General features: G+C 46.5%; 11 protein-coding genes. 9 read left to right on the plus strand and 2 right to left on the minus strand.

What is annotated here, in order from left to right; genetic code table 11:
• Positions 1-52 precede the first annotated feature (52 nt).
• Entirely contained in the window at positions 53-1336 is a 1284-nt protein-coding gene (locus PWYN_RS17735) for an MFS transporter (protein WP_052088085.1), read from the plus strand.
• Between the two features lie 72 nt (positions 1337-1408).
• Here the strand turns inward: PWYN_RS17735 and PWYN_RS17740 are convergent, their stop codons facing one another.
• Entirely contained in the window at positions 1409-2032 is a 624-nt protein-coding gene (locus tag PWYN_RS17740; protein WP_036654764.1) for a DUF1054 domain-containing protein, read from the minus strand.
• 269 nt (positions 2033-2301) lie between these two features.
• Between PWYN_RS17740 and PWYN_RS17745 the strand changes: the two genes are divergently transcribed.
• From PWYN_RS17745 to PWYN_RS17755, 3 genes are all read left to right on the plus strand, one after another.
• Positions 2302-2910, plus strand: coding sequence for a hypothetical protein (locus PWYN_RS17745; protein WP_036654765.1), 609 nt, complete (start codon positions 2302-2304; stop codon positions 2908-2910).
• 255 nt (positions 2911-3165) lie between these two features.
• Positions 3166-4575 carry an NADP-dependent phosphogluconate dehydrogenase gene (gene gndA / locus PWYN_RS17750; protein WP_036654767.1) on the plus strand — a complete coding sequence of 470 codons (1410 nt, stop codon included), beginning with the start codon at positions 3166-3168 and terminating at the stop codon, positions 4573-4575.
• A gap of 169 nt (positions 4576-4744) precedes the next feature.
• On the plus strand, positions 4745-5296 hold the full coding sequence (locus PWYN_RS17755; RefSeq protein ID WP_240479782.1) for a shikimate kinase: 552 nt from the start codon (positions 4745-4747) through the stop codon (positions 5294-5296).
• A gap of 4 nt (positions 5297-5300) precedes the next feature.
• On the opposite strand, the gene PWYN_RS17760 is transcribed toward PWYN_RS17755, so the two are convergent.
• Complete coding sequence (locus PWYN_RS17760; protein ID WP_036654769.1) at positions 5301-5600, minus strand: rhodanese-like domain-containing protein; 300 nt, start codon at positions 5598-5600, stop codon at positions 5301-5303.
• A 113-nt stretch (positions 5601-5713) separates the two neighbouring features.
• Here PWYN_RS17760 and aroA point away from each other — a divergent pair, with 113 nt between their 5' ends.
• The 5 genes from aroA to ptsP all read left to right on the plus strand — a co-directional run bounded on the left by aroA (position 5714) and on the right by ptsP (position 12842).
• Positions 5714-7006 (plus strand): 3-phosphoshikimate 1-carboxyvinyltransferase, encoded by a 1293-nt coding sequence (aroA, locus tag PWYN_RS17765; RefSeq protein WP_036654773.1) that lies wholly within the window; start codon positions 5714-5716, stop codon positions 7004-7006.
• Positions 7007-7048: 42 nt separating this feature from the next.
• Positions 7049-7483: a CoA-binding protein gene (locus tag PWYN_RS17770; RefSeq protein WP_036654776.1), complete on the plus strand. Its 435-nt coding sequence runs from the start codon at positions 7049-7051 to the stop codon at positions 7481-7483.
• Positions 7484-7693: 210 nt separating this feature from the next.
• Complete coding sequence (locus tag PWYN_RS17775; protein WP_036654778.1) at positions 7694-8362, plus strand: hypothetical protein; 669 nt, start codon at positions 7694-7696, stop codon at positions 8360-8362.
• An 833-nt stretch (positions 8363-9195) separates the two neighbouring features.
• Positions 9196-11079 carry a glucose PTS transporter subunit IIA gene (locus PWYN_RS17780; RefSeq protein WP_036654780.1) on the plus strand — a complete coding sequence of 628 codons (1884 nt, stop codon included), beginning with the start codon at positions 9196-9198 and terminating at the stop codon, positions 11077-11079.
• Entirely contained in the window at positions 11076-12842 is a 1767-nt protein-coding gene (gene ptsP, locus PWYN_RS17785) for a phosphoenolpyruvate--protein phosphotransferase (protein ID WP_052088087.1), read from the plus strand. The genes PWYN_RS17780 and ptsP overlap by 4 nt, the downstream gene beginning before the upstream one ends.
• The last annotated feature ends 101 nt before the right edge of the window (positions 12843-12943 follow it).

The following is a 12943-nucleotide window of genomic DNA, read 5'->3' on the forward strand; positions in this document are numbered from 1 at the left end:
GGGCAAGCATCAGTATAACAAAACAATCGACATTTTACTAGGATGTGATGGAATGACTGGCACTGCTGAGCAACGTACGCATATTAATCTGGCTTCACCGTTTATCGTCAAGATGTGGGTTATCATTTTTTTAGTTGAGTTTGTGAAGGGATCTTTGCTCGTCGCGCTGCTCCCGGTTTATATGGAGAATATCCTCGGGCTGTCGGTAACCGTAGTTGGTTTTGCCTTCGCGATGCAATACTTGGGCGATAACCTGTTTCGCAGTCCATCGGGCTGGATTCTGGAGCGGGTCGGGTATCGCTGGACTATGACAGGAGCCCTTGTTCTTATCGTTCTGGCCGTAACCATGATCATATATGTTACGGACGCAGTATGGCTTTCTGTGGCCTGTCTTATCCTCGGTATCGGAACTTCTCCGCTCTGGCCTTGTGTAATGACTGGTGTGACTGATCTCGCTGGTTCTACCAAGAGTGGCAGCAGCGGTGCGGCAATGGGTGCCGTAGAAATGGCTTCGCTTGCAGGAACAGGGATTGGTCCTATAACCGTTAACTTTTTAATGGATCACGGTGGTCAGAGTTATAGGGTGGCGTTCCTAGTGCTACTTGGGTGCGCTATGGCGGTGGTGGGGGTTTCACTTCTGCTTCCTTCACGGATTAGTCATACGGTTCATTCGAGTTCACATGGATCTGCGGATGGGTCTCACGGGGGGCGTAAGCGGCTCAAGCCTTGGGCGAGTCTTAAAAGAACGCTGCATCAGGTCAGGACTACCCTGAAGGTAAGCCGACTTTTGTATCCTGCACTGTTTCTGCAGGCTTTTGCGATTGGACTTATGACTCCTGTAGTGACATTGTTTGCTCGAACTGAACTGCATGTAACACCTAACCAATTCAGTATGCTTCTAATAGCGGGGGGCGGGATCACCGTTCTGGCTCTAATTCCTGCAGGGAGATGGGTCGATCGTATTGGAACAACAGCATTTCTAAATGTTGGTTTTCTTCTTGCTGCGGGCTCGATGGCTCTATTCTCGCAAGTACGCTGGCTGCCACTGGCTTTCGTCTCTGTAATGCTTGTAGGGATAAGCTATGCACTAATTCTGCCAGCATGGAATGCCTTCCTAGCCAAGCAAATTCCTAAAGGCGAAAGAGGAACGGTGTGGGGGTTATTTCTGACACTTCAAGGTTCCGGTATGGTTGCGGGTCCTGTGTTGTCGGGTAAGCTGTGGGATACTGTCGGTCACGGCGTGCCTTTTTTGGTTAGTGGATTCGTAATGCTACTGCTGTTCATACTGCATCTCCTGATTGTCCATAGAACGAAGCTTAAAGCAGAGTTGCACTAAAAAACCGCTGGTCACTGATAAACAGTGGACCAGCGGTTTTTTTAAATGGTGAACCCTCTATACATTTAATGACTAAAAAGACATGCGGTACAAGGGAAGCAGTGTTTCGAAGGTCTCCTGTATTACGTTCAATAGAGCTTCGCCGTCTTCGAGGATCGGGTCGTTCTTATCCAAGCGCAAACCACAGGTGACCTCCCCCTTTTTCACCTCCCGCAGTTTACGGGTTAGCTCGACAAATTGTTCGTCACTCATATCAGCCTGAGGCGTACCCCGGGGATCCAGATGATCTGTAGACCAGAAAAAGTTACCGGGAAGTTCCTTGCGAATACTGGAGATTTGCCCGGTGAGAGCCTTGGCAAAAACAATCTTGTTATCACTTTCATAAATAATTGCAAAGACAATAAATAAATGACTATGGAACATACCTACCTGAAAATGGGGCAGAGCCTTATATCCTCGTTTGTTGGGTCCCCAAGCCACCCAAGTATCATGGGGAGCATGAACGGTCCGACGGGCATGCTTGGCCACATGAGGGAACATCTCCACCCCACACAATGCAGAAAGAACAGGGGCCATTTCCGTGCCAAGCTCTGTCAGCTTTGGGCGTACTCTTGAGATTAGGGCGTTCATTCGTGGCTCCAAGCCTGGTATGTCAAATACTTCGAAGTCTTCTGCTGCAAAACTGGTAAATGCCATAGATGCCACCTCATAAATTTGATCGGTATTCTTCTTTTTTTGCCAAACGATGGTTAGAATAAATAAAAAGTTTGGAGAAGACCCGTTGCGGGTAAAAATAGTCAATAACCAAGTTACCGCTACATAAACTGAAGTATAAAATAAGAGCAGGATGAACGCAAAAAGGAGTTTATTTCAAGTGGAAGTCCGGCAGTCCGTTTGACTCTCATATAGGCAGATGCGTACCAAGTCGGCTTTGTGTAGGTACAAAGCTTTTAGGGGGGAGTGCCGTGAACAAAAATGTTGAAGTGGAATACTGCAATTTGGAGCTCCGGTTCGAACGCCAGCATATTCAGGACTTGATCAAGGACTTAATTCAAGATGGCTATTCCCTGTATTGGAGCGAGAGTGAGAATGTATTTATTATCTCGGTTCGCACCGGCCGTAAGCTGGTGAAGCTGCGTTTTCTGCGGATCAAAGAAGGATATAAACTGGTTGGAGACTATATGATCCGTGATGCCCGTCTAGCCGAGTGGATGGAGAAGTTGATAGGCGATTTGCGTGGGCATGCAGTCGTCAAACGTTTCCGTGATCGCCAGATCACCATTGAAAATATTATGTTCGGCGAAGTGATTCGTCTAGTAGAGATTACGGGCTACCAGCAGCGGATTGTGTTCCAGAAAGGGCCACTTCTCACAGATCAAGAGCTTACCAAATTATATTACTCCAGCGAAGGTGAAGAGCGGATTCAACAGCGCAAAATGGAAGTAGATGAGCAGCTTGATCTACTGAATGAAGCCCTGCAATCGGATAATGTTCTAGCAACGCAACGATGTAAGATAAAGCTGGCTTATTTGACAAATGAATTAAGAAAGTTGGAATGGTCAGCGGAGGAATAGGTGAACAATACAGGCATCCTGGCAACGGGATGTCTTAATTTTGTACTATAAGTTGGTAACAGGGGTTCACTTCTGTTGATAAAAGCGTTAAAATGATTACATTGTGGATTCAATTTCCTTACATGATGCTTTGTCAATGAAATTGATCTCTTAATGCAGGACGAGCTTTGCTGTACCTTGTAAAGGATGGTATTCTTGTTCTGTGAGAAATGGATTACACACAAAAAATATAGGGTGCAAAGGGTGGAGGACCAGATGGCAAAACAACAAATCGGCGTTATTGGCCTGGCGGTAATGGGCAAAAATTTGGCTCTGAATATCGAGAGCAGAGGATTTTCGGTATCGGTATTTAACCGCTCCCCGGAGAAGACGCATGATCTCCTGAGCGAAGCGCAAGGCAAAAACTTGACTGGTGCCTTTACTGTCGAAGAATTCGTTCAATCTTTGGAAACACCGCGCAAGATTCTAATTATGGTTCAAGCGGGAAAAGCAACGGACTCCACAATTGAGCAACTGATTCCTTTTCTAGACCAAGGAGATATCATTATTGATGGCGGTAACGCTTATTTCCCTGATACGGTTCGCCGCAGCAAAGAGTTGGAAGAACAAGGTTTCCGATTCATTGGAACTGGAGTTTCCGGAGGAGAAGAAGGAGCCCTTAAAGGACCTTCCATTATGCCTGGGGGCCAAGAAAGCGCGTATAAGCTCGTAGAGCCAATCCTTACTGCGATTTCAGCCAAGGTAGGCGGAGAGCCTTGCTGTACATATATTGGACCGGATGGTGCCGGACACTATGTGAAAATGGTGCATAACGGTATCGAATACGGCGACATGCAGTTGATTTGTGAAGCTTACCATTTGCTGAAGGATGTACTTGGTCTGGATGCTAAAGAGCTGCACAACATCTTCAAAGAGTGGAACAACGGCGAACTCGACAGCTATTTGATCGAGATCACTACAGATATTTTTGCGCAGTATGATGCAGAAACAGGCAAACCGATGGTTGACGTTATCTTGGATTCTGCCGGCCAAAAAGGTACAGGTAAATGGACCAGCCAAAGCTCCCTTGATCTCGGCGTGCCTTTGTCCATGATTACAGAATCCGTATTCTCCCGTTTCCTCTCAGCAATGAAGGATGAGCGTGTTGAAGCAAGCAAAGTGTTAACCGGACCTTCATCAGTGCCTTTCCAAGGCGATAAGGCTGAGTTTATCGAGAACGTTCGCAAGGCGCTTTTCGCAAGCAAAATCGTATCTTACGCTCAAGGCTTTGCACAGCTTCGCGTAGCTTCCGATGAGTACGGCTGGGATTTGAAATATGGCAACTTGGCTAAGATTTGGCGCGGTGGTTGTATCATTCGTTCCCGCTTCCTTCAAAACATTACTGATGCTTATGAGAACAATGCAGATCTGAAAAACCTGCTGCTGGATCCGTTCTTCAAGGACATCATGACTTCCTACCAGGATGCTTGGCGTAAAGTAATTGCATCTGCTGTAACTTTGGGAATTCCGGTTCCTGGTTTCTCCAGTGCGATTGCTTACTATGACAGCTACCGCACAGAACGTCTGCCGGCGAATTTGCTTCAGGCACAACGTGACTACTTCGGGGCTCACACCTTCAAACGTGTGGACAAAGAAGGCGTATTCCACCACAACTGGTTGTCTTAGTAATTTTCCTGACATAATTCGTTAGAAGTGGCCTGGAGGCTTCCGCCAAAAGCGGGGCTTTCGGGCTTTTTTTATACCATCATGTGCCTAAAAAAGCCTTGAGATGCACGTTGTCTAAAGTTTTAACCCTGTGTTATGATATGACAAATGTCGCGGTTGGAGGGTAGTCATGACTGGGGATGCAAAAGAACAAGAAGTGAGCATGGTAAGTAATCAGGCTAGGAAGAATATCATCCTGGTTGGAATGATGGGTACAGGCAAATCAACGGCAGGCACTCTCGTGGCTGAGACGCTGGGTTATGGGTTCGTGGATTTGGATCAAGCCATTGTAGAACAAGAAGGTCATTCAATACCTGAAATCTTTAAGGATCGCGGGGAAGAGTACTTTCGGCTAGTAGAGTCAGCTATTCTAAAACGTGTTCTTCAGATGGAGGGTAACGTGATTTCGACTGGTGGGGGTTCGGTATTAGCTCCTGGAAATACCTCGTTAATGCTTAACAGTGGCTTTGTAGTCACGTTGACAGCTACTGCTGAGGATATTATTTCACGCGTGGGTGCGGATAGAAATCGACCACTGCTCGCTGGCAACGCGGAGGAACGGGTCAGACGCTTAATGGAACAGCGTAAGGATGCCTACCTATTCGCGCATTGCACAGTCGACACAACGGGACTCAGTGCGGCACAAGTGTCGCAACATATTTTAACGCACTACCGCGGTTGAGCTTCTAAGTGCTCCATTCAATCATGCCGCCGCTTAGATTAGCTGTTTTGTTGTAGCCTTGCTGCTGTAGATATTCGCAGACACGCTGGCTTCGGGCGCCGGATCGGCAAATGAAGATGACCTCGGCATCATTTATAATATCATCAGTACGGTAGGGAATTTCACCCATCGGGATGTGTAGCGCACCTGGTATCATACCGAGGGCAACTTCATCATCTTCTCGAACATCGATAAGAATAAGGTCTTCACCTGCTATAATACGCTGGCGTAATTCTTCAGCTGTGATTTGGGGGATATTATTCATGGTTGTGACCTCTTTTCGTCAGAAGATTGATACCATAATACCACAAGCGCGGAATGCCCTGTCAAACCGAGCCGTACATACAAACTTCACAATTAAAAGGAGAGCTATTAACTATGGACGTTATTGTAAGGCCTACGCCATCCTTGCTTGGAGAATTCGGAGCCCTCTCTTCCAAAAATTATACCACCCGCTATTTGCTTGTAGCTGCATTGTCTGAAGGTGTCAGCACGATTTATCATCCAGCTCACAGTGAGGACAGCGATGCCATACGCCGTTGTATCGCTGATTTGGGTGCAGAGCTTACCGAAGATGACGAGAAAATTGTCATAAAGGGTTTTGGACGCCACCCACGGAATATCAAGGAACTTAATGTTGGGAATGCTGGAGCTGTACTTCGCTTTCTTATGGCAGTGGCTGCGCTCTCTCCAGAGGTAACTTTCGTGAATACGTACCCCGACTCGCTCGGTAAACGTCCGCATGATGATCTTATTACAGCTCTAGCCCAGCTTGGAGTTGAAGTTGATCACAATCAAGGTAGACTCCCGATTACCATACGCGGCGGGAGTCCTGTAGGCGGCAAGATATCGGTATCAGGAGCCGTTAGCTCGCAATATCTGAGCGCTTTGCTCTTCTTGACTCCGTTACTTAATGAAGATAGTGAAATTGTAGTCCTCGATGATCTGAAGTCGAAGGTGGTTGTCGGACAGACGCTTGAGGTTCTTGAGCAGGCCGGAATAATTGTTTATGCTGCGGACGATTACATGTCCTTCAAGGTTCCAGGTCGTCAATCTTATGCAGCCAAATCATATACTGTACAGGGGGATTACCCTGGTTCTGCGGCAGTTTTGGCCGCAGCGGCAGTCACGAAGTCAGATGTAAAAATCCATCGTCTAGCGGAGAAGAGCAAACAGGGTGAGAGAGCGATTGTTGATGTGCTTCGTATGATGGAAGTCCCCCTTACCCATGAAGATGGAATTGTACATGTTCAGGGGACAGGCATCCTGAAGGCCGTTGAATTTGACGGAGATGCCGCTACAGATGCTGTTTTGGCTATGGTTGCGGCAGCTGTTTTTGCTGAGGGAACCTCGCGTTTTTATAACGTGGAGAACCTACGATATAAGGAATGTGACCGTATAACCGATTACCTAGCAGAGCTGACTAAGGCAGGTGCTAAGGTTGAGGAACGCCGTGATGAGATCATCGTTCACGGGATGCCCGAGGGAGTAGAAGGCGGCGTTACGATTAATGCACATTATGATCACCGCGTAATCATGGCTTTGACAGTTGTGGGATTACGAGCTCGTCAGCCGCTGGTGATAAAGGACGCACATCATGTTGCTAAGTCCTACCCACAGTATTTTGATCACTTACGGGCGCTTGGAGCGAATGTAGAATGGGTAAACTAAACTAACGTTGTTATTTATCTAACCTTTGAAAGGGTGAATGAAATGAGCTTTGAGAATCCGACCCGTGAGCAGATCGGCGATCTTCTAGCTTCCGCTGGCAATATCGCAGTTGTAGGTCTCTCTGACAAGACAGACCGCACCTCCTATATGGTTGCGGGAGCGATGCAAAGCCGGGGGTACCGTATTATTCCCGTCAACCCCTCCGTTGACGGAGAAATTTTGGGTGAAAAGTGCTATCACACCCTAGCGGATATCCCGGAACCGGTAGATATCGTTAACGTGTTCCGCCGGAGTGAATACTGCGCAGAGGTGGCCCGTGAAGCCGCTGCTATCGGCGCCAACGTACTATGGCTGCAGCAGGGAATTGTCAACGAGGAAGCCGCAGAAATCTGCGCCGAGAACGGGATGACCGCCATTATGGATCGCTGCATCAAGGTCGATGAAGCGATCACCATGCATGGCCGCAGCAGGAAATAGGATTGGGGAGTGGGGCCGAAGCCCGGAAGCCCGGAAGCCCGGAAGCCCGGAAGCCCGGAAGCCCGGAAGCCCGGAACCCTTTGGCAAACGATTCTAGATATTATGGGGTAATATTGATATACTTACTTTAGACGAAGAACGTCCTTTATCCGCAAGAAACTGCGGCATACAGGGCGTTTTTTTTGTTATGTAGGGGAGGAGAATATATTGATGGAGTTCGAAGAAGCACACCGTTTATTTATCGCCCACCACGAGGATCAACGGGCGGGGGAGAGGAAAGGTAGATTACTTAGAGGACATAACTATGCAGAGAAGCAGTTGCTGCAAAATGTATGGTGGCCGTTATTTGGCACATTGGAGCATCTACACCCGGAATACGAAATTTACGATTGGAATCGCAAATCGCAATTTTTAGATTTTGCATACCTTCCGCAGAACGGTGGACGCTTCGGAATCGAATGCGACGGCTTCCAAAGCCACATTAAAGATATGGATCGCGAAAAATTCAGCTATGCTGTGAATCGGGAAACTTTTCTCACAGGGATGGGATGGAAAATGATCCATTTTTCTTTCGATGATGTACAGCAGCGCCCCGAGGTATGCCGTATGCTTTTACAATTAGTGCTGGCTCCTTTTTTAGCTCGACAATCGAACGTTTCGGATATTTTGTCCGAGGAGAAGGAGGTGCTGAGTTTCGCCTGGTCCCTGGGAAGACCCCTACGTCCTAAGGATGTGACTACTCATTTTCAGATTAACTTCCGGACAGCTTACAGGATACTAAGCACACTTTGTGAGAAAGGCCTTTTAAAGCCAGTTAAGAAGGGAGAAAGGATTCGATACTACGAGGTGAAGATGATGCAGTTGGATCATATGGGTTAGAAGTTTATGGACTGGAGGATGGGCTGAAAGTGGAGGTATGAGTGTGACAAAAGTAAGAGTCAAGAGAGAAACTAAGAGTAGCTAAGGATAGCTAAAGAGAAGTTTGAAGAATAGGAAATGATCGATGAAATAAAAAAGTAATATGGAATAGTAAGAGGAATTAAGAGAAATCGAGAGAAATTAAGAGTAATTAAGAGGAATTAAGAGCAGTTAAGAGCAATCGAACAAAAATAGTTGTACTTTGTACACTTATAAACCCAAAAATGCTCTAATTTAGTATTTAGTTGTACTTTGTGCACTTAAATCCTGCTCTAGCTGGTGTTTAAGCTGGAAATGGAATATATAGATGTATAAAGTGCAACTATTTTACTTTTATGGGCAAATAGGGGTCTTTTAGCTGCATAAAGTACAACTAAAACATTCAAGGAGTCCAGTAAAGGCTGGAGCCCAAAAAAAGTAACAAACACCCAACCCAACCCAACCCAACCCAACCCAACCCAACCCAACCCAACCCAACCCAACCCAACCCAACCCAACCCAACCCAACCCAACCCAACCCAACCCAACCCTATAGTTTCGGCAAGTTTTTCTTCATATAGGTACTATCATGCGATCTGGTTATGTTCTTTTAGAGGCTTTGGATTAGTTAAATGAAATAGCCGTGCACAAATAAGAATACTTAAGTATAATAAATGTCTGAGTATTTGGTAAAAAGGTATCGTTTAAATGGATTATTTATGAGTTGTGTAGATACTATGAGTAACCTGTTTTCTTTTTGACAAAAGATAACCCAGCGCTTACCATTCATAATAGATAGAAAGGAGAGGGTTGCCTTGAATTGGCTCGGATCATTGCAGCAATTAGGCAGAGCCATAATGCTTCCCACCATGGTGCTGCCAGCGGCAGCCATACTGCTGAGTATCGGTAGTTTATCGTGGTCTGCATGGGGACTTTCTTCGGTATCCGAAGTAGCTACATATGCGGGGCAAGGGATAATTTACTATATGCCTTATATATTCGCTATTGGTGTAGCGTGGGGATTGTCTAATCAGGCGGGACCTGCGGGACTTGCAGCTCTTGCCGGAATGTTTATTTATGATCGGATAGTTATGCATATGGGCGATGGAGATATCCAGCCCGCTACCTTGATCGGTATTATTCTCGGGATTGTCGCCGGTATTGCTCACAACCGATTTAAGAATATTAAGCTGCCGGAAGCGATCCAGTTTTTTGGAGGATCGCGTTTTGTTTTGTTGATCATGGGAATGTTTTCGGCATTATTTGCTTGGGTAATGCTTGGTGTTGCACCACTTTTACAGATGGGTTTAGATAACCTTTTTAGAGTCGTACAAGTGACCGGTGGTTTTTCACTATTTCTTTATGGGGTATTATACAGGGTGCTGACCGCTTTTGGGCTTCACCATATCCTCAATAATGTATTCTGGTTTCAGTTAGGTTCATTTACTACACCTGACGGCACAGTCCTACAGGGTGATTTACCGCGCTTTTTTGCCGGAGATCCTACAGCAGGTGTCTTTATGGCGGGGTTGTTCCCCATCATGATGTTTGCGTTGCCCGCTATAGCTTTTGCAATTATTCAGGAAGCTCGGGAGGATTTGAAGCCAAAGATCCGAAAGACCTTTTTGCGCGCGGCTTTGGTATGCTTTTTGACAGGTGTATCGGAACAAATCGAATTTGCATTTCTGTTCGCTTCTCCTTATTTATTTGCTCTTCATACCGTAATGTCAGGTCTAGCGATGGCTATAACCTATTGGCTGGGAATTCACCATGGATTTTCATATTCGGCTGGGGCCATTGATTTCTTCTTGAACCTGCACTTATCACAGAGGGCCTGGTTACTGATTCCTATTGGCGCTGGTTACGGAATTGTATATTACAATCTGTTTCGATGGGCGATCCGCCGTTTTCAGATCCCTACTCCCGGACGGGAGGAAGGTTCCGAACTGGGTGACTGGGCCGGAAATATCCCTTATCAGGCTCCGCTGATTTTAGAGGCGCTGGGTGGTAAGGAGAACATTGTACAGGTTCAAGCCTGTATTACCCGATTAAGGCTTACTGTGCATAAGGACCGTTACATCGACACGAGTGCGTTAAAAGGTCTTGGTTCTGCAGGAATTATTAAGCTTGGAGGCGGGAATGTACAGGTGGTATTCGGTACGTATTCCGAACTTATTCGTGAAGAAATCAACAAGCTACTGGTGCGTGATCTGCCGCAGGTGCTGTTCGGAGCCCCTATGCAGGGTAGGATGATGCCGATTGAAGAAGTGCCCGATCATATTTTTGCGGCTAAGCTCGTCGGTGACGGTGTAGCCTTTTTGCCTGATAAAGGTGAGCTTGTATCTCCCGTTTACGGCAAAATCATGCATGTGTACCCAACGATGCACGCGATAGGTATCGCGACTCCGGAAGGACTGGAAGTGTTGATGCATATCGGTATCGATACGTCACAGCTTAAAGGACCTTTTGAGGCGTTAGTGAAGGAAGGCGATAGCGTAGAACCCGGTCAACTGCTTGTCAAATTCGACTTGGCTTATCTGCGTGAACATGCGACCTCACTGGCTACACCTATGGTAATTACGAATCCAGACCGTGTGAAATCTTGGAGTTATGCTCCATTTAAGAACGTGAAAAAGGGACAGTCTTCTGTGATGTCCGTTGTATTACATGAGAGTAATGTTGGAGGGATAGAACCATGATACAAGGCATTGGCGCCGCAGCAGGTGTTGCCATCGGGAAGGCCTTTGTCTTGCCGAACTGGGAATGGAGTTTGCCGGACAATGAAGTGAACCCGGTGGATCTAGCTAAAGAATTCGAGCGTTTATATGAGGGTATCCGTACCTCCAAGGACGAAATAGAGTTTATCAAAAAAGAATTCCGGGAAGTTGTGGGTCCTGAGGAATCGAGCATTTTCGATGCGCATTTGGCGATTCTGGATGATCCGGTGTTTATGAGCGAAATTCGCGGAATTATAGAACGGCAGTACAAAGCTGCTGAGGTTGCTGTAAAAGAAGCCATTGATCATTTTGTAGCAATGTTTGATCTCCTGGATGACGAATATATGAAAGAGCGGGCGGTTGATATCAAAGATGTCGGCAACCGATTGCTCAAGCACTTACTGGGTGCCCCTGAAGTAACGTTACCTTCGGATACCCAGCCTTATATTCTGGTCGCCAAAGAGCTGTCCCCTTCTCAGTTAGCTCATTTGAATCCAGCCTATGTACTAGGCATCGTAACGATGATGGGCAGTAAAACCTCACATTCCTCCATCATGGCGCGGGCACTGGGGATTCCTTTAGTGGCAGGGCTGGAGAACAAGCTGTCTAATCCCATTCAAACGGGTGATATGATTGTTCTGGATGGTGAGACGGGTTCGGTGCAGCTGCATCCTGATGAGTCGACCGTACGAGAATATGCCTTAATGCGTGAAAAACAACATAAAAAGCGTGAACAACTTGAGCTACTCTCCACCGTTGAGTCCGTCACTAGAGATGGCGTAACCATACGTTTGGCAGGCAATATTAGCTCGGTCAAGGAACTGAACATGGCACTGAAGTACGGAGCTGAAGGGGTAGGTTTGTTCCGGACGGAATTTCTCTACATGGACCGGGATACATTTCCTAGTGAAGAGGAACAGTTCGAAGTGTACAAGCTTGTCGCAGAAAAGGTCGGGAAACACTCTGTTGTGATTCGAACCCTTGATATTGGCGGAGACAAGCACTTGGATTATTTCCAGCTTCCGGAAGAACAAAATCCTTTCCTCGGTTATCGTGCCATACGGATTAGCCTGGATCGGAAGGACATGTTCAAAACACAGCTGAGGGCTATCCTGCGTGCCAGTGCTTACGGGAATATCAAACTAATGTTTCCGATGATTTCTTCCATAGAGGAAGTCCAGGAGGCAAAGGCTGTATTAAATGAGGTATTGGTTGATTTGGAGCAGTGCAAAGTTTCCTTCAATCGGAAGATGCCTGTAGGAATAATGATTGAGGTTCCTGCTGCTGTGATGATCAGTGATTACCTGGCTCAGGAAGTTGATTTTTTCAGTATCGGTACAAATGATCTGGTACAGTATGTGCTTGCCGTTGACCGGATGAATGAGCAAATTGCTCACATGTACCATCCGTATCATCCCGCTGTGCTGCGTATGATCCGCATGACCGTGGAGGCTGCACAGAATGCAGGTATTCATGTCAGTGTTTGTGGTGAAATGGCGGCGGATGAACGCTCTATACCGTTATGGCTGGAGCTTGGAATCAACGAGCTTAGCATGTCACCACAGTCTTTGCTTAAGGTAAAACACCGTGCATTGAATACCGTTGCATCTGATGCTATATCTATTGCTAAGGTTTGTCTAAAAAATCGTACAAGCTCCGAGACGGAAGAGCAGTTAAGCCGTTTTGCCACTTCGTGCGGAAATTCAACAGTTAGTGTCTTAAATCTAAAAGGAAAAACCTCCTAGATTCGCTGGTCAAGGACATACATCCATTGGAACTTCGAAAAGCACAAGGTATTGTTCTTGAAAGTCCGACAATTCATTGCCGGGCTTTTTCTTTATGCAAA

This window comes from Paenibacillus wynnii, from assembly GCF_000757885.1.
Classification (GTDB): Bacteria; Bacillota; Bacilli; order Paenibacillales; family Paenibacillaceae; genus Paenibacillus_AQ; species Paenibacillus_AQ wynnii.

Bases quoted from the DNA above. Each gene is read 5' to 3' on its own strand.
- PWYN_RS17740 (WP_036654764.1), bottom strand. From the start codon at position 2,032: ATGGCATTTACCAGTTTTGCAGCAGAAGACTTCGAAGTATTTGACATA.
- PWYN_RS17735 (WP_052088085.1), top strand. From the start codon at position 53: ATGACTGGCACTGCTGAGCAACGTACGCATATTAATCTGGCTTCACCG.
- PWYN_RS17755 (WP_240479782.1), top strand. From the start codon at position 4,745: ATGACTGGGGATGCAAAAGAACAAGAAGTGAGCATGGTAAGTAATCAG.
- PWYN_RS17775 (WP_036654778.1), top strand. From the start codon at position 7,694: ATGGAGTTCGAAGAAGCACACCGTTTATTTATCGCCCACCACGAGGAT.
- PWYN_RS17770 (WP_036654776.1), top strand. From the start codon at position 7,049: ATGAGCTTTGAGAATCCGACCCGTGAGCAGATCGGCGATCTTCTAGCT.
- gndA (WP_036654767.1), top strand. From the start codon at position 3,166: ATGGCAAAACAACAAATCGGCGTTATTGGCCTGGCGGTAATGGGCAAA.
- PWYN_RS17760 (WP_036654769.1), bottom strand. From the start codon at position 5,600: ATGAATAATATCCCCCAAATCACAGCTGAAGAATTACGCCAGCGTATT.
- ptsP (WP_052088087.1), top strand. From the start codon at position 11,076: ATGATACAAGGCATTGGCGCCGCAGCAGGTGTTGCCATCGGGAAGGCC.
- aroA (WP_036654773.1), top strand. From the start codon at position 5,714: ATGGACGTTATTGTAAGGCCTACGCCATCCTTGCTTGGAGAATTCGGA.